15 protein-coding genes are annotated in these 19714 nt (G+C 71.9%); 7 read left to right on the plus strand and 8 right to left on the minus strand.

The window, feature by feature from the left end; translation table 11 throughout:
- Positions 1-2422: Rne/Rng family ribonuclease (locus ACSW7Y_RS08205; protein ID WP_438125811.1), on the minus strand; the 2422-nt coding region annotated here is incomplete at its 3' end.
- 337 nt (positions 2423-2759) lie between these two features.
- On the opposite strand from ACSW7Y_RS08205, the gene ACSW7Y_RS08210 reads away from it, so the two are divergent.
- Positions 2760-3362 carry a vitamin K epoxide reductase family protein gene (locus tag ACSW7Y_RS08210; protein WP_438125812.1) on the plus strand — a complete coding sequence of 201 codons (603 nt, stop codon included), beginning with the start codon at positions 2760-2762 and terminating at the stop codon, positions 3360-3362.
- Between the two features lie 101 nt (positions 3363-3463).
- Complete coding sequence (locus tag ACSW7Y_RS08215; protein ID WP_438125813.1) at positions 3464-4315, plus strand: DsbA family protein; 852 nt, start codon at positions 3464-3466, stop codon at positions 4313-4315.
- A 776-nt stretch (positions 4316-5091) separates the two neighbouring features.
- On the opposite strand, the gene ACSW7Y_RS08220 is transcribed toward ACSW7Y_RS08215, so the two are convergent.
- From ACSW7Y_RS08220 to ileS, 5 genes are read right to left on the minus strand one after another with little or no spacing between them, the layout of a single operon-like run.
- Positions 5092-5940 carry a DsbA family protein gene (locus tag ACSW7Y_RS08220; RefSeq protein WP_438125814.1) on the minus strand — a complete coding sequence of 283 codons (849 nt, stop codon included), beginning with the start codon at positions 5938-5940 and terminating at the stop codon, positions 5092-5094.
- A 25-nt stretch (positions 5941-5965) separates the two neighbouring features.
- Positions 5966-6385, minus strand: a complete 420-nt coding sequence (ndk, locus tag ACSW7Y_RS08225; protein WP_175327866.1) for a nucleoside-diphosphate kinase — start codon at positions 6383-6385, stop codon at positions 5966-5968.
- 33 nt (positions 6386-6418) lie between these two features.
- Positions 6419-6853: a DUF4233 domain-containing protein gene (locus ACSW7Y_RS08230; RefSeq protein ID WP_438125815.1), complete on the minus strand. Its 435-nt coding sequence runs from the start codon at positions 6851-6853 to the stop codon at positions 6419-6421.
- Complete coding sequence (locus ACSW7Y_RS08235; RefSeq protein WP_438125816.1) at positions 6850-8310, minus strand: bifunctional folylpolyglutamate synthase/dihydrofolate synthase; 1461 nt, start codon at positions 8308-8310, stop codon at positions 6850-6852. The genes ACSW7Y_RS08230 and ACSW7Y_RS08235 overlap by 4 nt, the downstream gene beginning before the upstream one ends.
- Positions 8307-11564 carry an isoleucine--tRNA ligase gene (gene ileS / locus ACSW7Y_RS08240; RefSeq protein WP_438125817.1) on the minus strand — a complete coding sequence of 1086 codons (3258 nt, stop codon included), beginning with the start codon at positions 11562-11564 and terminating at the stop codon, positions 8307-8309. Before ileS ends, ACSW7Y_RS08235 begins: the two co-directional genes overlap by 4 nt.
- A gap of 264 nt (positions 11565-11828) precedes the next feature.
- Between ileS and ACSW7Y_RS08245 the strand changes: the two genes are divergently transcribed.
- Entirely contained in the window at positions 11829-12866 is a 1038-nt protein-coding gene (locus tag ACSW7Y_RS08245; protein WP_438125818.1) for a cation diffusion facilitator family transporter, read from the plus strand.
- Between the two features lie 156 nt (positions 12867-13022).
- On the opposite strand, the gene ACSW7Y_RS08250 is transcribed toward ACSW7Y_RS08245, so the two are convergent.
- Together ACSW7Y_RS08250 and ACSW7Y_RS08255 are read right to left on the minus strand one after the other, a co-directional pair.
- A complete protein-coding gene (locus ACSW7Y_RS08250; protein ID WP_438125819.1) occupies positions 13023-14561 on the minus strand; it encodes a phospholipid carrier-dependent glycosyltransferase in 1539 nt (512 codons plus the stop codon).
- Positions 14562-14782: 221 nt separating this feature from the next.
- The gene (locus ACSW7Y_RS08255) at positions 14783-15400 is read right to left on the minus strand and encodes a TetR/AcrR family transcriptional regulator (protein ID WP_438125820.1); all 618 of its coding nucleotides are present in this window, start codon (positions 15398-15400) and stop codon (positions 14783-14785) included.
- A 31-nt stretch (positions 15401-15431) separates the two neighbouring features.
- Between ACSW7Y_RS08255 and ACSW7Y_RS08260 the strand changes: the two genes are divergently transcribed.
- From ACSW7Y_RS08260 to ACSW7Y_RS08275, 4 genes are all read left to right on the plus strand, one after another.
- Entirely contained in the window at positions 15432-17090 is a 1659-nt protein-coding gene (locus ACSW7Y_RS08260; protein WP_438125821.1) for an ABC transporter substrate-binding protein, read from the plus strand.
- Positions 17091-17130: 40 nt separating this feature from the next.
- A complete protein-coding gene (locus ACSW7Y_RS08265; protein ID WP_438125822.1) occupies positions 17131-18147 on the plus strand; it encodes an ABC transporter permease in 1017 nt (338 codons plus the stop codon).
- On the plus strand, positions 18144-19031 hold the full coding sequence (locus ACSW7Y_RS08270; protein WP_438125823.1) for an ABC transporter permease: 888 nt from the start codon (positions 18144-18146) through the stop codon (positions 19029-19031). The genes ACSW7Y_RS08265 and ACSW7Y_RS08270 overlap by 4 nt, the downstream gene beginning before the upstream one ends.
- A partial coding sequence (locus tag ACSW7Y_RS08275; RefSeq protein WP_438125824.1) for an ATP-binding cassette domain-containing protein occupies positions 19028-19714 on the plus strand: 687 nt, incomplete at its 3' end. The genes ACSW7Y_RS08270 and ACSW7Y_RS08275, both read left to right, overlap by 4 nt.

Here is a 19714-nt window from a genome sequence, read left to right on the forward strand (position 1 = left end):
CACTACGGCTGCCGCGACGACGACGACGCTTCGAGCCGCCCGACGACTCGGCGGGGGCCTCGGACGATGCGCTCGTCTCGGACGACGACGACGACGACGAGGACGTCGACGCGGTCGGGGCCTCGGGCGCGGACTCCGGAGCGGTCGCGCTCGCGACGCCGGTGACCGCGACGCCGCTCACCGCCGCGGCCTCGGCGGCGGCGCGCTCCTCGTGCGGGAGGGTCGACGCCGCGATGCGGGACAGCGCGTTCTTCACGTCGTCGGTGATCTGGTGGGTCTGCGAGCCGTGGCCGTTCGACGAGGAACTGCCGGTGCCGTTCGACCCGCCGTTGCCACCGTTGCCGCCGGTGCCGTTCGACCCGCCGTTGCCACCGCGGCTCTTGCGACGACCCTTCGAGGGGCCCGGGTCCGCGTTGTTGTCGTTGACCTTCGCGTTGACCTCCTCGAGGGACTCGCGGAGCCCGACGCCGATCTTCTTGCGGGTCATCTGCACGAGGCCGAGCGAGGTGACCTCGGCGACCTGGTGCTTCGTGCGGTCGCGGCTCAGGCACTCCACGAGTCGACGCAGCACGAGGTCGCGGTTGGACTCGAGCACCATGTCGATGAAGTCGACGACGATGATGCCGCCGATGTCCCGGAGCCGGAGCTGACGGACGATCTCCTCGGCGGCCTCGAGGTTGTTCTTCGTCACCGTCTCCTCGAGGTTGCCGCCGGACCCGACGAACTTCCCCGTGTTGACGTCGACGACCGTCATGGCCTCGGTGCGGTCGATGACGAGCGAACCACCGGAGGGCAGCCACACCTTGCGGTCGAGGGCCTTCTCGATCTGCTCGTTGAGGCGGTACTCCTCGAAGGAGTCCGGGCCGTCGTAGATCTCGACCCGGTCCTTGAGGTCTGGCGCGACGGCGTCGAGGTAGTCCTCGATGGTGCCACGAGCGGCGTCGCCGTCGATGATGAGCTTGGTGAAGTCCTCGTTGAAGACGTCACGGACGATCTTGACGAGCAGGTCGGGCTCGGAGTGCAGCATGACCGGCGCGTGGCCGTTCGCCACCTTCTTCTGGATGGCCTCCCACTGGCTCGTGAGGCGCTGCACGTCGCGGGTCAGCTGCTCCTCGGTCGCGCCCTCGGCCGCCGTGCGCACGATGACGCCGGCGTGCTCGGGCAGGACCTCCTTGAGGATCTTCTTGAGCCGCGCACGCTCGGTGTCGGGCAGCTTCCGGGAGATCCCGTTCATCGAGCCGTTCGGCACGTACACGAGGTACCGGCCGGGCAGCGAGACCTGCGAGGTGAGCCGGGCGCCCTTGTGACCGACCGGGTCCTTCGTGACCTGCACGAGCACCTTGTCGCCGGGCTTGAGCGCCGACTCGATGCGGCGGCCGTGGCTCGTGTCGACCGAGTTCCAGTCGACCTCGCCCGCGTAGAGCACCGCGTTGCGGCCGCGGCCGATGTCGACGAACGCAGCCTCCATCGAGGGCAGCACGTTCTGGACCTTGCCGAGGTAGACGTTGCCGATGAGCGACACGTTGTGCGACTTCGTCACGTAGTGCTCGGCGAGGACGCCGTCCTCGAGCACGCCGATCTCGATCTTCTGCGAGCTGGAGCGCACGATCATCTGGCGGTCGACGCTCTCGCGGCGGGCGAGGAACTCGTCCTCGGTGATCACCTGACGGCGACGTCCGGCGTCACGACCGTCGCGGCGACGCTGCTTCTTGGCCTCGAGTCGGGTCGAGCCCTTGATGCGCTGCGGCTCGGTGATGAGCTCCGGCTCGCGCTCACGCTCACGCTCACGACGGCGCGGCTCGGCCTGCTCGGCGGCACCCCCGAAGGAGCTGCTGCCACGACGGCGCGTCCGGCGGCGCCCGCCACCCTGCTCGTCGTCGTCATCGTCGGGAGCGGAGCGGGGTGCGCGCGGCGGCAGGTCCGGGATGACCGGCGCGTGGAAGATCAGGCTGGTCGTGCTGGTCGCGCGGGGGACGTACGGCTCGTCGACGGGCTCCGCCGGACTGGAGGCACTGCTCGCGTCCGCCTCCTCCGTCGCCGCGGCGGCGGGAGCGACCGCGGTCTCCGTGGTCGCGTCGTCGGACGCGACCACCGGCAGGTCACCGGTCAGGGTGCTCACGTCGTGCGGCTCGTCGCCGCCCGCCGCCGCCCCGACCGCGACCGACACGGCGGGGGCCGCGTCGTCGGTCAGCGCGACGGTCTCGGTGCCGGCCTCGGCCGGAGCATCCGCGACCGGAGCATCCGCGACCGGGGCATCCGCCTCGGCCTGTGATCCGGCCGCCTGCTCGACGGGGGATGCCTGCTCGACGTCCCCCCGTGCCTCCAGGTCGGCCGATCGGGCTCGGCGACCGCCGAACAGGCGGCTCCGGCGCTTCGGCGTCTCGTCGTTCTTCGTGTTGTCGTTGTTGTTCTGCTCCACCATGGAACTGGTGCACTCCTCGGCCCCGCTCGCGCCCTGTCGGGCGGCGGGAATTCTCGTGTGGCGGGTGGCGTCCACGCCCCCGTGCTCGTTGTCGTTCGCGACCGGTCCGCGGCAACTTGTGGTGCGTCCGCGCCCGTTCGTCCCCGGGCACCCGGCCCGGGCTTCGCGGAGCGTCGGAGTGACGCGTGTTCCGGTCGCGGCACGCTCTCACCGTGCCTGTTCGGTCCGGGACCAGCCCGGAAAGCTCACGCCGCGTGACCGTGTCCGGTCGTGCGACCCCACCATCATCGCATGCCGCTCACGGAAACGACCGGATCGCGCGTGCGATGATGACGGCGTGAGCACGCCGCGTACCCTCCACCGCCGTCCGATCGCGATGGGGGTGTTCCTGCTCGTGACCGGCATCGTCGGGCTGTACGCCTCCTTCCGGCTCGTGCTGGACGAGTTCGCGAAGTACGAGAACCCGAAGACCGCGCTGTCGTGCGACGTCAACGTGTTCGTGAACTGCTCCGACGTGATGACGAGCGCGCAGGGGCACCTGCTCGGCTTCCCGAACCCGCTCCTCGGCATGATGGGCTTCGTCGCACCGATCGCGGTGGCCGTGATGCTGCTCGCCGGGTTCCGGAACGGTTCGCGGTGGTTCTGGATCACCTTCAACGCGGGCGTGTTCCTCGCCTGGGTGTTCGTGACGTGGTTGTTCACGCAGACGGTGTGGTTCATCGGCGCGCTCTGCCCGTGGTGCATGCTCGTCTGGTCGATGACCATCCCGATGTTCTGGGTGTTCACGATCTGGAACGCCGCGCAGGGCCGCTTCGGCGCCGCGGTCCAGCGCGTCGGCAAGACCCTGCTGCCGTTCTGCTGGGCGTTCCCGCTCGCGAACTACCTCGTCATCGCGGTCTCGATCATCATCGTCTTCCCGCGCATCTTCCAGAGCTTCTGATCCCGTCGGACCGCCCCGCTCGGTGACGTGTCACCGGATTCTTGGTGCCTTCCCAGCCAGGGCGGCCGGGCTGCGCGCGTCGGCGACCTACGCTCGAACCGATGAGCGAGAACCAGGGCAAGAAGGCACGGCGGGACGAGGCACGGGAGCGTGCTCGGATCGCTCGTGAGAAGGAGCAGGCGCGCCGTCGCCGCAACCGCACGCTGACGATCAGCGGCATCATCGTGGGCGGCCTCGCGGTCGTCAGCGTGGTCGTGCTGATCATCGCGAACTCGGTGCAGCCGGCGGGTCCGGGTCCGGCGAACATGGCGAGCGACGGCATCGTGCTGCACGGTGTCGACGGCAAGATCAAACCGGTCACGACGAAGGCCATCCCCGAGGGCGGGAAGCCCACCGCGACGAAGCAGGACGACTCGGTCGCGAACATCACCGTCTACTCGGACTACATGTGCCCGTACTGCAACCAGTTCGAGACCGCCCAGATGTCCCAGATCGAGCAGTGGGTCAAGGACGGCTCGGCGACGCTCGAGCTGCACCCGTTCAACCTGCTCGACCGGGTCTCGCTCGGGTCGAAGTACTCCACGCGCTCCGCTGCCGCCGCCGCGTGCGTGGCGAACGACGACCCGGAGGACTTCCTCGCGTACAACACCGCGTTGTACGCGAACCAGCCGTCGGAGAACACCCGCGGCCTGACGAACGACGAGCTCGCGTCGCTGGCGGCCAAGGCCGGGGCCACGAGCAAGGACGTCGCCTCCTGCATCACGGACCAGAAGTTCGCCGGATGGGTCGCCGACGCCACGAACCGTGCGCTCAACGAGAAGATCCCGAACTCGTCGCTGCCCAAGGTCACCGGCACCCCCACCGTGATCGTGAACGGCAAGCAGTACACCGGGTCGCTCACCGACACGGACGCGTTCTCGGCGTTCGTCGTCCAGAACGGCGGCAAGGCCTAGCGCGTCCCTCCAGGACCGATCGAACGGCCCCTGCGTCGTCCCCCACGTGTGGACGACGCAGGGGCCATTCGCGTCGTGCCGCTCCGACCGAGCGGCGGACCAGGGCGGGCGGCAGCCGGGCGGGCGGCAGGCGGCGGGCGGAAGGCGGCAGGGTAGCGGGGCGGCTGACGGACCTGCGGTGACCGGCGCGCGGGGGATGGGTCCTCCCGCAGGAGCGCCTGGCCGATCCGGTGCCCGATCCCCGGACTTCGTGCACCGGAACTGCCACGACACGAGTCGGATGCGTCCCCACCATCGTCGGGCGACGCTCACCGAGCGCCGAGCGCCGAGCGCCGAGCGCCGACCGCCCGCGCACCGCGCACCGCGCGGCCCCGCCCCGACCCAACCGACCAACGAACAGACCGACAGACCGACAGACCGACAGACCGACCGAGCATTCCGGCGCCCGTGCGGGCCCGTGCGCGCCCGTCTGTCAGACCGCCGAACGGGCACCGACGGAGCGACCGATCTCCGACCGGGCCCCGGCTCGACCATCCGCGCCCGCCCGCGGTTCCTCACCGGCGCAGCTGGCCGATCCGGTACGCGATCGCCGGGACCGGTGCACCGGATCGGCCACGACGCCACTCCGACCGACCCTGAGCCGTCGGTCCAGCGGCCTCGACGAAGCAGCGGTCGTCCGACGGCCGTCCGGCTCGGCCCCGTGCGTCGCCGGTGCACGCAAGGACGCCCCCGCTCCGATCCGGAGCGGGGGCGTCTTGCTGGTGCCTGCGGTGCGGCTACTTCGCGGCGGCGTCGATCTTGGTCATGACGTCCGTGAGGTTCGCGAGCCGCTCACCGTTCACGAGCACGGTCGGGGTGCCGAAGCCCTGCGTTCCCTGGAGCGCCGGGTCGTTGACGACGGTGTCCGTGGACCGTGTGACCCAGCCCCGGAACTGCTCGCTGGACAGGCACTCGGAGACCTTCGAACCGGTCGCTCCGCCCTTGTCGACGAGGTCGGCGATCTGCTTGTTCGTGAGCCCCGCCGTGCCCTCCTCGGGCTGGTTGTCGTAGAACTGCGTCTGGACGTCGAGGAACTTGTCCGGCTGGTAGTTCGCGACGCACATCGCGGCGTTCGCGGCACGGCTCGCGTAGCGGGTGTTCTGGTAGCTGCGGTCGAGGATCGAGACCGGCTGGATCGCGAGCGTGACGTCGCCCGACTTCACCTTGTCGAGGATCTGGTCGGCGTACGCGGCCTCGAACTGCTTGCAGACCGGGCAGGCCCAGTCGATGTACTCGGTCACCTGGACGGTGCCGTCGGGTCCGGCGGTGGGCTTGGGTGAGGCGGACGCGTCCGCGGACACCGCCCCGGACGTCACGGGGGTGACCGCGCCGTCCTTGCCGGTGAACTGGATCGCACCCGTGACCATGTTCTTGGGGCCCGCCGCGGAGACGGTGTTCGCGCTGTTCACGTTCACGATGACGAGCGTCACGATGGCTGCGACCGCGATGATGCCCAGGCCGATGCCGCCCTGCAGGAACCACTTGTTGCGGCGCTTGCGGCGGCGCTCGGCCTCGGCACGCTGACGGGCGACGTCACGGGCGTGTGCCCGACGCTCGTTCTTGCTCGGTCGGTCGTTGTTCGTCATGCTCGTCGTCCTCGGTCGGGGCCGGTCACGCGAACCAGAGGCCGAGCTCGCGGGCAGCGGACTCGGTCGAGTCCGAGCCGTGCACGAGGTTCTGCTGGACCTTAAGACCCCAGTCGCGACCGAGGTCGCCACGGATGGTGCCGGGCGCCGCCGAGGTCGGGTCGGTGGTGCCGGCGAGCGAGCGGAAGCCCGCGATGACCCCGTTGCCCGCGACGCGCACGGCGACGACCGGGCCGGACTGCATGAACTCCACGAGCGGCTCGAAGAACGGCTTGCCCTGGTGCTCCTCGTAGTGCGCGTCGAGCAGGTCGCGCGGCGCGGTCAGCATCTTCAGGTCGACGATCTCGTAGCCCTTGGCCTCGATCCGACGGAGGATCTCGCCGGTGAGCTGGCGGGCGACACCGTCGGGCTTGACGAGGACCAGGGTCTCTTCGAAGTCGGACATGCAGAACTCCTTGACGGGGTCGTGGGGTGGTGGTCAGTCCTCGCCTGCGGCGGCGCGTCGTGCGGCGTTCTGCCGGTCGAGCTGACCGCCCTTGACGAAGCAGTAGACCCACAGCGCCAGGAACACCGCGCCGACCGCGAACATGAACGGTTCGATGAAGCCGGTGGCGAGGATGGCCGCCTGCAGCAGCCACCCGAACCATACACCGGCGCGGTTGCCGGTCAGCCGCGAGGCCAGCGCCAGCACGACGATCGCACCGATGCCGCCGCCGAACGCCACGGCCGGCGGCAGGGTCTGCTTGCCGAAGGTCACGAGCATCGGGAAGAAGAACATCACGGCCTCGAGCCCGAGGGTGATGGCGAGCAGGCTCTCGCGGGCACCGCGGTCCCGACGCGGCTTCCGCTGACGAGGAGCGCGGGTCGGCCGCCCCGGCTGCTCCGGACTGGAGGCACGGCTCGGCTCCGTCACTTCGCCCCGCCTTCCGCGTGCACCAGGTCCATGACCGCACCCACCATCACGATGGAGCCGGCGACCAGGACGAGGGCGTCCTCGGCGTCCGCCTCGTCCGCGAGGTCCCTTGCTTCCTGCAGCGCCTGGTCGAGCGCCGGCTCGACGACGACGCGGTCCGCGCCGACCTCGTCGACCACGATCCGGGCGAAGGCGTCGGCGTCGAGTGCCCGCTCCCCCGGCGGCTGGGTCACGACGAAGGTCTGCACGGTGTCCTTGAGCGCACGGATGAACCCGCGGGCGTCCTTGTCGCCGAGGATCCCGACGACGCCGACGACGTGCTCGGACGGGAAGGCCACCGGGAGCGCCTCGGCGAGGGCCCTGGCGCCGTGCGGGTTGTGCGCGGCGTCGACGACGACCACAGGGTCCTGCGCGATGGGCTGGAGGCGGCCGGGACTCGTCGCGGCGGCCAGCCCCTCGGACAGCACGTCCTCGTCGAGTGCCTGCGAACCGCGACCGAGGAACGACTCCACGGCAGCGATCGCGACGGCGGCGTTGTGGGCCTGGTGCGCGCCGAACAGCGGCACGAAGAGGTCGTCGTAGGTACCGGCGAGGCCCTGCACGCTGACGAGCTGCCCGCCGACCGCGGGGGTGTCGCTCGTGACCCGGAAGCCGGTGCCCTCGACGGACAGCGTCGACTCGGTGAGCTCGGCGGCCCGTTCGAGCTCGGCGAGGGCGTCCGGGGTCTGCGCGCTCGACACCACGGCCGAGGACGGCTTGATGATGCCGGACTTCGTGCGGGCGATCTCGGCGACGGTGTTGCCGAGCTGCTTCGCGTGGTCCATCGCGATCGGGGTGAACACGGCGACCTGGCTCTGCACGACGTTCGTGGAGTCCCACTCGCCGCCCATGCCGACCTCGATCACCGCGACGTCGACGGGCGCCTCGGCGAAGCAGGCGAGCGCGAGGACGGTCAGCGCCTCGAAGAACGTCAGCGGCAGCTCGCCCTTGGCGGTCAGCTCCTGGTCGGTCATGTCGAGGATCGGAGCGATGTCGTCCCAGTTCTCGACGAACCGGTCCGCGGCGATCGGCTCGCCGTCGATGACGATGCGCTCCCGGATCGACACCAGGTGCGGGCTCGTCATGAGTCCGGTCCGCAGGCCGTGGGCGCGCACGATGCTCTCGGTCATCCGGGCGGTCGAGGTCTTGCCGTTCGTCCCGGTGATGTGGATCACCGGGTAGGACAGGTGCGGGTCGCCGAGGAGCTCGACCGCGCGACGGGTCGCGCTGAGTCGGTGCTCGGGCGACTGCTCGCCGATCCGGGCGTACAGGGCTGCCTGGACGCGGCGGACCTCGTCGTCGTCCCCGTCCGCCGGGGAGGGGTCGACCGGGGCGTGCGCCGCGGGGCCCGCGGGGATCGCGATGCCCTCGTGGTCGTCGTCGAACGCGTTCTGGTCCTGCTCGTTCTGGTCGCTCATGCGCGTGCCACCTCCACGGACACCTTCGCTGCCTCGCCGACGTCGGTCGTGGTCGCGTCCGTCGCGAGCGGGACGACCTCGACCGCCGTCGCGAGGGTCTCCCCCGCGATGAGGTCGCGGTGGGTCCGGACCGCGTCGGAGGCGTCGTCGGACACTCCCAGGGTCAGGACGATGCGGTCGCTGACGTCGAGGTCGGCGTCGCGGCGGGCCTGCTGGACGGCACGGACGACGTCGCGGGCCAGGCCCTCGGCCTCGAGCTCGGGCGTCGTCACGGTGTCGAGGACGACGAACCCGCCGCCGTCCAGGAACGCCACGGCGACCGACTCGTCGGCCACGGTGAGGTCGAGCGAGTACTCGCCCTCGACGAGGTCGACGCCACCGACCGTGACGCCGGACTGCGTCGCGACCCAGTCACCACGCTTGGCGGCCGGGATCACCTGCTGGACCTGCTTGCCGATCCGGGGACCGGCGGCACGGGCGTTGACGGTGAGCTTCCGCTCGATGCCGTACTGCGCCAGCGACTCCTCGGCCTGCTGCTCGAGCACGACACGCTTGACGTTGAGCTCGTCGCGGAGGATGTCCGCGAAGGGCTCGACCGCCGACGGGTCGGGCACGACGAGGGTGAGCGTCGCGAGCGGCAGTCGGACGCGCTTGCCGGTCGCCTTGCGCAGCGCGAGGCCCTTCGAGGCGACGTCGCGCACGCGGTCCATCGCGGCGACGAGGGCGTCGTCCGCGGGGAACTCGTCGGCCGACGGGAAGCCCTCGAGGTGCACCGACCGGCCGCCGGTGAGGCCCTTCCAGACCTCCTCGCTGACGAGCGGGGCGAGCGGGGCGGCGACGCGGGTGAGCGTCTCGAGCACCGTGTACAGCGTGTCGAAGGCCGCCCGGGCCTCGGGGCTCGACGACGCCCCCGCCCAGAACTTGTCTCGCGAACGTCGCACGTACCAGTTCGTGAGCACGTCGGCGAAGTCCCGGACGGCCTGCGCCGCGAGCGGGGTGTCGAGCGCGTCCAGGTGCGCCGTGACGTCCGAGACGAGCACGCGGGTCTTCGCGAGCAGGTAGCGGTCGAGCACGTCGGTGCTCGCGGTGCTGCGGACGGCCTCGTAGCCGTCGGCGTTGGCGTAGAGCGTGAAGAAGTAGTACGTCGACCAGAGCGGGAGCAGGAACTCGCGCACGCCCTGGCGGATCCCCTCCTCGGTGACGACGAGGTTGCCGCCGCGGATCACCGACGAGGACATGAGGAACCAGCGCATCGCGTCGGCGCCGTCGCGGTCGAAGACCTCGGAGACGTCCGGGTAGTTCCGCAGGCTCTTCGACATCTTCTGACCGTCGGAGCCGAGCACGATGCCGTGGCTGATGACGTTGCGGAACGCCGGGCGGTCGAACAGCGCGGTCGAGAGCACGTGCATGACGTAGAACCAGCCGCGCGTCTGCCCGATGTACTCGACGATGAAGTCGGCCGGGTTGTGCGCCTCGAACCACTCGCGGTTCTCGAACGGGTAGTGCACCTGCGCGTACGGCATCGACCCGGAGTCGAACCAGACGTCGAACACGTCCGTGATGCGGCGCATCGTCGACTTCCCGGTGGGGTCGTCGGGGTTCGGACGGGTCAGGTCGTCGATGAACGGGCGGTGCAGGTCCACCTCGCCCTCGGCGTTCAGCGGCAGGCGCCCGAAGTCGCGCTCGATGTCGGCGAGCGAGCCGTAGACGTCCGTCCGCGGGTACGCCGGGTCGTCCGACTGCCACACCGGGATCGGCGTGCCGAAGTAGCGGTTGCGCGAGACCGACCAGTCGATCGCGTTCCCGACCCACTTGCCGAACTGGCCGTCCTTGACGTTGTCCGGCACCCAGTTGACGTCCTGGTTGAGCTCGCCCATGCGGTCGCGGAACTCGGTGACGCGGACGAACCACGACGAGACGGCCTTGTAGATGAGGGGCTTGCGGCAACGCCAGCAGTGCGGGTAGCTGTGCTCGTACGACGCCTGGCGGAGCAGTCGACCGGCGTCGCGCACGGCCTTGGTGAGGGGCTTGTTCGCGTCCGACCAGAGCATGCCCGCCACCTCGCCGAACTGCGACGTGAACACGCCGCCCTCGTCGAGCGACAGCACCACGGGGATTCCTGCGGCCGCGCAGACCTCTTGGTCGTCGGCGCCGTACGCCGGGGCCTGGTGCACGATGCCGGTGCCCTCGCCCGTCTCGACGTACTCCGCGACGAGGATTCGCCACGCGTGCTCGTAGCCCTCGGCATCCGCCAGGAAGTCGAACAGCCGCTCGTACTCGACGCCGTCGAGCTCGGCGCCGTCCACCGTGCGGAGCACGGCGGCGAGCGCGTCGTCCGCGCTCTCGTAGCCGAGGTCCTTCGCGTGCGCCGCCACGGTGTCGGACGCGAGCAGGTAGCCGGCGGGCGCAGTGGTGGCCGAGCCGGCGGGACCACCGTCAGCCGCGCCTCCAGGCCCTGCCGGGACGACCGCGTACGCGATCGACGGTCCGACCGCGAGCGCAGCGTTCGTCGGGAGGGTCCACGGGGTCGTCGTCCAGGCGAGGGCGCGGACCCCGTCGAGCCCGAGTTCCGACGCGCGGGTCCCGCGCAGCGGGAACGCGACCGTGACGGACTGGTCCTGCCGCGACTGGTAGACGTCGTCGTCCATCCGGAGCTCGTGGTTCGACAGCGGTGTCTGGTCGTTCCAGCAGTACGGCAGGACGCGGAAGCCCTCGTACGCGAGGCCCTTGTCCCAGAGCTGCTTCCAGGCCCAGAGCACGCTCTCCATGAACGTGACGTCGAGGGTCTTGTAGTCGTTCTCGAAGTCGACCCAGCGCGCCTGACGGGTCACGTACTGCTGCCACTCGTCGGTGTACTGCAGGACCGACTTCTTGGCGGCCGCGTTGAACACGTCGACACCCATCGCGTCGATCTCGTGCTTCTCGGTGATGCCGAGCTGGCGCATGGCCTCGAGCTCGGCGGGGAGGCCGTGCGTGTCCCAGCCGAAGCGGCGGTGGACCTGCTTGCCCCGCATGGTCTGGTAGCGCGGGAAGACGTCCTTCGCGTAGCCGGTGAGCAGGTGCCCGTAGTGCGGCAGGCCGTTGGCGAAGGGCGGGCCGTCGTAGAACGTCCACTCCGGGCAGCCTGCACGCTGGTCGATGGAAGCCTGGAACGTGCCGTCACCCTTCCAGAAGGCGAGGATCCCCTGCTCGACGGCGGGGAAGGACGGCGACGGGGTGACTCCGTCGGCGGCTGCGTTCAGCGGGTACGACACCGGGTACTCCTCGTGGGTCGGACGGAACTGTCGGTTCGGTTCATCTCCACGAGGACGGAGCGTGCTCCGCGGTACCACCTCGCTTGCCGGCCGCTGCTCACGCTGCGGTCGACCGCTCGTCGCCGGGGTCGGTGCGGCCCGGTCCGCCCGGTTCTACTGCCGACGGCCGGTCGTGCCGACTGCCGGGTTCTTCCGGAGACTCCCCGGTGATGGCCGGTTCGACGTCTTGGGGACGAGTCTACCCGAGCGGAGCATGCTGGAGCGATGCCCTCCTCCGATGAGCACGAGCGCCCCGAGTCGCTCCTCACCGTCGTCATCGCCTTCGCGGCGAACCTGCTCGTCGCGATCGCAAAGACCGTCGCCTCACTGATCTCCGGCTCCGCGTCCATGACCGCGGAGGCCGCGCACTCGTGGGCGGACACGGGGAACGAGATCTTCCTGCTGGTGGCGGAGCGTCGCGGTGCGAAACCGCGGGACCCGAAGCACCCGCTCGGCTACGGCCGCGAGACGTACATCTGGTCGATGTTCGCCGCCTTCGGGCTGTTCACCGCCGGCGCCGTCGTGTCGATCTGGCACGGCATCACCGAACTGGGTGAGACCGGTCCCGCCGAGGACCTGCTGCTGAACTACCTCGTGCTCGGCGTCGCGTTCCTGCTCGAGGGGACGAGCTTCGTGCAGGCGTACCGGCAGGCGCACGGGGCCGCCACGAAGCGCCGGGTCCCCGTGCTCCGCCACGTGCTGCAGTCGTCGAACCCGACGCTCCGAGCGGTGTTCGCGGAGGACGCCGCGGCGCTCATCGGTCTCGTGATCGCGTTCCTCGGCGTCTTCCTCCACCAGGTCACGGGGTTGGCGGTGTTCGACGCGATCGGCTCGATCGCGGTCGGACTGCTCCTCGGTGTCGTGGCCATCGTGCTCATCGAGCGCAACCGACGCTTCCTGGTCGGCGAGGCCACCTCCCCGGAGCTCGAGGACGCGGTGCTCACCGAGCTGCTGCGACGTGACGAGGTCGAGCGGGTCACGTACCTGCACCTCGAGTTCGTCGGGCCGTCGCGCGTGTTCCTCGTGGCGGCCGTCGACCTCACCGGGAACGAGGACGAGGACCACGTCGCCGTCCGGCTGCGGCGGGTCGAGGCGTCGTTGGAGGAGAGCCAGTACATCGAGGAGGCCGTGCTCACGCTGAGCATCCCGGGCGACGAGTCGCTCGCCGCCCGTGGGAACGGCGAGGTCCCGGCGACCGTCCGGGACGGCACGGTCGAGGACGTCGCAGCGGGTGGTGCGGGCACCCTCCGGACCGACGGCTGAGGGCCGACCCGCCAGGGTCGACAGAGCGCGACCGCACGCCGGACGGGAGGCCCGTGGCGGCGCCGCCACGGGCCTCCCGTCCGGTGCGGTCCTCGTCACCGCCGGGGGCGCGCGTCGGCCCGCCCGTCTCCGCGGCCTCGCCGGACCGCGTCCGCGTCAGCGGGCGGGCACCAACGTCACGGCGTCGCCCTGGCGCTGCACCGCGAGCCCGTCCCGGACCACCCACACCCGGAGCGCGTCCACCCGGAACGTCTCGAAGTCCTGCCGGTGCGTCCGCAGGAGGGCGCGGATCTCGGGCTCCATCGGGAACCGCGGGTCGACACCGTCGACGAGGACACCGTAGTCGCCGTGGGTGACCTGCTGCGTCGCACCGCGTGCGCCGACGAAGACCCCGAACGACTGCTGCGAGGCTCCCGAGACGAGCAGCCGCTCCCCCGTGGGGACACCCCGCGCGGCCAGGACCGCGTCGATCCGGGCGAACCCGGTGAGCCGGGCGTCGGCGACGGTCCGCACGACGACGGCCGCCGGGACCACGGTCGCCGCGACCGCCACGAGGGCGACGACCGTCGTGACCGGCGGACGGAGCCGCGCGAGCCGCACGAGCCCGACCGCCGCGAGCGCGATCGCCCACGGCATCCACACCTGGTAGTAGTGCGGCAACGCGACGTTCGCCGTGCAGTAGAAGACGACGAGCAGCCCGAGCGAGACGCCGAGCACGGCGACGAGCCGGTCGGGTCGGATCGCCAGCGCAGCGACGATGCCGATCAGCAGCACCACGACGGTCGGCCACCCGACGCCCTCGACGACACGGACCGGGTTCGTCCACCACGGCGCGAACTGGTGGTCCTGGCCGAGCAGCGAGATCTCGTGCCCGTCGGCGTCGTGCTTCCCCTGGAACGCGACCATGAACTCGATCGCCCGCAGGCCGCCGACCGGCGCGTAGAGCGCGACGAAGACCACCGTGAAGGCGACGGCGGCCGCGACCCCACCCGTCAGCAGGCCCACCCATCGGCGGAAGAGCACGGGCACGAGCACGAGGGCGAGGACGAGGACGGCCGTCGACACCTTCGAGGTGACCGACAACGCCAGGAGCGCTCCGGACGCCGCCATCCACCACCACCCGTGCCACGGCCCACGGTCGGGCCGACTCCGGACGGCCCAGTGCCAGGCCGCTGCGACCGCGGCGACGGCGAAGAAGGTCATGAGCGGTTCGAGCAGCGCGAGCCGGTCGATCCGCACGGCTGTGCCGGTGGCCACGTCGGTCCACGTCGGCGAGTCCGCACGCGGCGTGAGCCACCAGAGCCCGGCGGCGAGGAGCGCCCCCCAGGAGCCGACCGTCCTCCGGAGCCACGCGAGGAGCACCAGCCCGGTGCCGAACGAAGCCGCCGCCGAGAGGAGCCGTGGGCCGAGGACGCCCTGCCCCGTCACGAGCTGGACGAGCCCGAAGAGGTACTTCGCGGTCGGGGGGTGCTGGAGGTTGTCGCCGAGGGCCCCGTGCACGTAGTCCCAGCCGGAGCCGATGTACGTGAACTCGTCGACGTACGGCGTCTGCCGCGAGATGTGCCAGAACGCCACGACGAGCCCGAGCCCGCCGACCACGACGAGGGCGGCCACCTGAACGGCGCGTGCGGTGCCCGGACGGAACCCCGGGCGCGCGGTGGTGCGGCTCGCGGCCTCGGGTGCGTCGACGGTCATGGCGTCCGAGCGTAGTGACCCAGCAGGGAAACGCGTCGCCGCCGCGCCACCGCAGCGTCGGATGCGCTCAGCGAAGGCGAAGGCGACGGCGACGGGGTGCGCGTCCGGGTCGGGGCCGGGGCCTCGGCTCGGGTCGGCCTCGGGCGGGGCCCCTCAGGCCCGTCGCGCTCGTCGGGCTCGTCGCGCTCGTCGGGTGCAGCGGGCGCTCGGACCTCGCTGGTTCACGCCCCGTCGAGCCCGTCCGCCACCGGGGACAACGCCGCCGCGACGTACTCGACGAGCGGGCCGCGGGTCACGCCGTCGCCCACCCAGACCCCGAAGGCGGCGGCAGCCGCACCGAGCAGGGCACCGGAGACCGTCTGCGGCCAGAGCGCTCCGGGCCGCTCCCCGGTCCGCCCCGCGACGAACGCGGCGACCGCCCCGTGCTGGACCATCACGCGGGCGGCGACGCTCGCGACGAGCTCGGGACCGATGCCCATGACCTCGGCCTGCGCGACCGCCCACGGCACGCGCTCCGGGTCGTGCTGGCGCGCGGCGGCGAGCAGGGCGTCCTCGACGGCACGCACCGGGCTCGGCCCGGCGGACGCGTCGAGCAGCGCGGGGATCGCGGCGACCGCGGCGTCGAGCTCGAGCCACATGACGTCGGACTTCGCGGCGAAGTAGTTGAAGAACGTGGCGCGGCTCACCCCGGCGCGGGCCGCGATCTGGTCGACGGTCGTCCGGCCGTAGCCCTGCTCGAGGAACAACTCCGCGGCGGCGTCCGCGAGCACCTCGGCGCTGGACCGTCGCGGGCGCCCGCCGCGACGGGCGCGGTCGTCGTCACCGCGCACGAGGTCCATGCGCCCAGTAAACCGCTAGACTCGTCGAGCCATGAAGTTGGACTCAGTACAGAAAAAGCCGTCGCGCATCGCGGCCTCCGTGGCGGGCGCCGCCACGATCCTCCTGGCCGTCGCCGCCTGCACCGGTGGCGGTGGCGGGTCGACGAGCAGCACGCCCGTGGCGGGCGGCACCCTCGTCTACGCGTCCGGCGACGCGGAACCGACGTGCCTCGACCCGCACGTCGGCGGCAACTACCCGCAGGCGCTGCTGTCGAGCCAGTACATCGAGGAGCTCACCGCGCTCCAGGACGGTCGGCCCGTGCCCGCACTCGCCGAGTCGTGGAAGACGAGCAGCGACGGCACGACCCTGACCTTCCGACTGCGCGACGACGTGACCTTCACCGACGGCACCCCCTTCGACGCGGCCGCCGTCGTCGCGAACATCGAGCACGTGCAGGACCCGAAGACGGCGTCGAGCACGGGCTACCTCGCGCTGCAGTCGATCACGAAGGCCACCGCGACCGACGACCACACGGTCATGCTCACCCTGAGCCGTCCGGACAGCGCCCTGCTCGAGTCGTTCTCGCAGCCCTGGGTCGGCATGGAGTCCCCGAAGGCGCTCGAGCGCTCGCAGGCGCAGAACTGCGAGTCGCCCGTCGGCACCGGGCCGTTCCGAGTGACGGACTGGAAGCACGGCGACCGGGTGACGCTCACGAAGAACGCCGACTACACACCCCTCGGCACGGCGGCCGGCAGCACGACGAAGCCCCGGCTGAACGGGATCACGTGGCGGTTCCTGCCCGACTCCACCTCGCGGTACGCCGCGCTGCAGTCCGGCCAGGTCGACGTCATCGACAACGCGCAGCCCGACCAGATCCGTGCCGCGAAGGCCGGTGGGTCCATCCGCGACCTCGACGCACCCCGGCCCGGAGCATCCAACCGCCTCGAGCTCAACTCCGGCCACGGCGTGTTCCGGGACGAGGCGGTCCGCAAGGCGTTCATCCACGGTGCCGATGTCGACCCGGGCATCAAGTCGTTGTTCCTCGGCACCGCGAAGCGCTCATACTCGCTGCTGTCCAGCGTCGAACCGTTCGCCTGGTCCGCCGACGGCGAGGAGCTCTTCGACCACGACGCCTCCCAGGCGGGCAAGCTCCTCGACGACGCCGGGTGGAAGAAGGGCTCCGACGGCATCCGCACGAAGGACGGCAAGCGCCTGACCGTCACGTTCCCGGTGTCGACGAACCAGTCGATCCCCGCCGAGCGCAGCCTGTTCCAGCAGATCCAGGCCTCCGAGAAGGAGGTCGGCTTCGACGTGGAGATCAAGGAGCTCGACCTGTCGAGCTGGTACGCGGCGCTCGCGGCGAACCAGTACGACGTCGTCAGCGCGCCCTACACGAAGGTCGGCGCCGACGTCCTCCGCATCCTCTACGACAGCGCGAGCATCGAGCCGGCCCCGTCGGGCTACTTCGCGAACCTCGCGCAGCTCGACGACCCGGCGGTCGACTCGCTCCTGCAGCGCGCCGCTCGGACCGCCGACACGCATGACCGCGGCGAGCTGTACGAGCAGGCGCAGAAGGACATCCTCGCCAGCGCGACCGTCCTGCCGCTCTACGACCAGCAGAACCACTTCCTCGTCTCGACGAAGGTGCACGACGTGCACACCACGGCCGTGTCCACGCCGTGGTTCGGCTCGGCCTGGATCGACCGCTGACGCGCGCCCACGCGCGGCACGACCGGACTGGAGGCGCGGCATGACCCCGACGCGACCCCGCGGCTCCGGCGCGTGGTCGCGGTGGACGCTGTGGGGCCTCGGTCGTCTGGCCGGCGGCATCGGCGTGCTGTGGGCCGTCGCCACGATCGTGTTCGTCGCGATCCGGCTCATCCCCGGTGACCCGGCACTGGCGGTCCTCGGCGGCCCGGGATCGCAGGCCTCGGCCGCCGCGGTCGACCAGGTCCGGCACGAGTACGGGTTCGACCGTCCGCTGCTGGTGCAGTACGCGGTGTTCCTCGGCCGGCTCGCCACCGGGCAGCTCGGTGACTCGTACGCGTTCCGGACCCCGGTGACGACGCTCCTCGCGCAGGAGCTCCCGGTCACGCTGACCCTCACGGTCGCGGGGCTCGTCGTCGCCTGGGCACTCGCACTCGTCGCCGCGTGGTGGTCGACGCAGCGTGGTCGGGTCGCGGCCGGCATCACCGGGGCGATCACCGTCACCGCGAGCGTCGTCCCGCACTTCTGGCTCGGCAGCGTCCTCATCGTCGTCTTCGCGACGGCGCTCGGGTGGGCACCGGCGGTGAGCGACGGCTCCGTGCGGGGGTGGGTCCTGCCCGTGGTCACGGTCGCCGTCCCGGTCGCCGGGTACCTCGCCGAGACGGTCCGCGACGGGATCGTCGACGCGCAGCGCTCCGCCTTCGCGCTGGCAGCCCGGGGCCGCGGCGAGCACCGGCTCGGGGTGTTCCTCCGGCACTCGCTCCGCCACGCCGCACTGCCCGGCCTCGCGCTCTCCGCGTGGGCGTTCGGGTCGCTGGTGTCGGGCGCGGTCGTCGTCGAGTCGGTCTTCGCCCTCCCGGGCATCGGGCGGGCGCTCGTCACCGCCGTGACGCAGCGCGACATGCCGCTCGTCGCCGGGATCGCCCTCGTCTCGGCCGCCGCCTACGTCGTCGTGCTCGCGGTCGCCGACCTCGCCGAACGTGCGGTCGACCGACGACCCCGGCGGACCGGCACCACACCGGCACGGCGTCGCCACGGCCGGACGGCGGTCGCCCGGTGAGCGGCATCCTCGACCCCGCGGCGCTCCCCGACGACACGACCACGAGCCGCGCTCCGTCCGGGGGTGCCGAGCGACGCCGTGGGGGGACGCTCGGCACCGCCGGAGGGGTCGCGGCCGTGGTCGTCGCGCTCGCCGTGGTGGCGGCCGTCGCGCCGGGACTGCTCGGCGGTGCGCACCCGCTCGCCGTGCACCCCGACGCGGCCCTCCTCCCGCCGTCCGCCGACCACCCGTTCGGGACCGACGAGTCCGGCCGGGACGTCCTCGGCCGGGTCGTCGCCGGCACCCGAGCGTCGCTCGTCGTCGGCGTCGCGGCCACCCTCGTCGGCGCCGTCACCGGAGTGCTTCTCGGGCTCGTCGCCGGACTCGGCGGTCGGGTGCTCGACACGGTCGTCGGCCGTGTCACCGAGGTCGCCTTCGCCCTGCCGCTCCTGCTCGTCGCCCTCGTCGTGATCGCCGTCACCGGTCCGGGGCCGGTGCCCGCCGTGTTCGCGGTCGGGTTCGCGACCGCACCCGGCTACGCCCGGATCGTCCGGGGCCTCGTCCGGACGACCCGCGAGTCGCAGGTCGTCGAGACCGCGGTCCTCCTCGGCCGGTCCCCCGCGCTGATCGTCGTCCGACACGTGCTGCCCGCTGCGCTGTGGCCGGTCGTCGCGGTCGGGACGCTCGGCATCGGCCAGGCCGTCGTGTGGGCGTCCGCGCTGAGCTACCTCGGCGTGGGCACCCCGCCGCCGGCGCCGGAGTGGGGAGCGATGCTCGCCGACGGCCGGACCTACCTGCAGACCGCGCCCTGGATGAGCACCTTCCCGGGGCTCGCGATCGTCGCCCTCGCCACCGCGGTCACCGTGCTCGGTCGTGCGGTCCGACGGCGGGGGGACGCCCGGTGAGCGCCACCCTCGAGCCGGCTCAGGTCCTGTCCGTCGAGGGGCTCTCCGTGACCATCGACGGCGTCCGCGTCGTCTCCGACGTTTCCCTGTCCGTCGATCCGGGCGAGTGCGTCGCCCTGGTCGGGGCCTCCGGCTCCGGCAAGACCGTCACCGCCCGCGCGCTGCTCGGCCTGTCCGCGGACCGGGCGGTGGTGACGGCCGATCGCCTCGACGTCGCCGGAACCGACGCACGGGCGCTGCGGGACCGCGGCTGGCGGAAGCTCCGCGGATCGGCGGTCGGGTACGTCGGACAGGAGGCCCTCGGCGCCCTCGACCCGCTCCGGCCGGTCGGACGCGAGGTCGCGGACGCGCTCCGGCTCCACACGACGATGACGGCCGCCGAACGGGTCGATGCGGTGCGGGCCGCACTCGCGGGCGTCGGACTCGACCCCGCGATCGCGACGGACGGTCGGCTGGCCGGCACGCTTTCGGGCGGGATGCGGCAGCGCGCGCTCATCGCCGCCGCGACCATCGGCTCCCCCGCGCTCGTCGTCGCGGACGAACCCACGACGGCCCTGGACGCCGGGGTGGCCGTCACGGTCATGGAGCAGCTGCGCCGGGCTCAGCAGGCCGGCGCCGGGCTGCTCGTCATCACCCACGACCTCGGGCTGGTGGCCGGGTGGGCCGACCGCGTGGCCGTGGTG

The organism is Curtobacterium flaccumfaciens, assembly GCF_051548005.1.
Lineage (GTDB): Bacteria > Actinomycetota > Actinomycetes > Actinomycetales > Microbacteriaceae > Curtobacterium.

Bases quoted from the DNA above. Each gene is read 5' to 3' on its own strand.
- ACSW7Y_RS08265 (WP_438125822.1), top strand. From the start codon at position 17,131: ATGACCCCGACGCGACCCCGCGGCTCCGGCGCGTGGTCGCGGTGGACG.
- ACSW7Y_RS08235 (WP_438125816.1), bottom strand. From the start codon at position 8,310: ATGAGCGACCAGAACGAGCAGGACCAGAACGCGTTCGACGACGACCAC.
- ACSW7Y_RS08245 (WP_438125818.1), top strand. From the start codon at position 11,829: ATGCCCTCCTCCGATGAGCACGAGCGCCCCGAGTCGCTCCTCACCGTC.
- ACSW7Y_RS08215 (WP_438125813.1), top strand. From the start codon at position 3,464: ATGAGCGAGAACCAGGGCAAGAAGGCACGGCGGGACGAGGCACGGGAG.
- ACSW7Y_RS08220 (WP_438125814.1), bottom strand. From the start codon at position 5,940: ATGACGAACAACGACCGACCGAGCAAGAACGAGCGTCGGGCACACGCC.
- ndk (WP_175327866.1), bottom strand. From the start codon at position 6,385: ATGTCCGACTTCGAAGAGACCCTGGTCCTCGTCAAGCCCGACGGTGTC.
- ACSW7Y_RS08250 (WP_438125819.1), bottom strand. From the start codon at position 14,561: ATGACCGTCGACGCACCCGAGGCCGCGAGCCGCACCACCGCGCGCCCG.
- ACSW7Y_RS08260 (WP_438125821.1), top strand. From the start codon at position 15,432: ATGAAGTTGGACTCAGTACAGAAAAAGCCGTCGCGCATCGCGGCCTCC.
- ACSW7Y_RS08255 (WP_438125820.1), bottom strand. From the start codon at position 15,400: ATGGACCTCGTGCGCGGTGACGACGACCGCGCCCGTCGCGGCGGGCGC.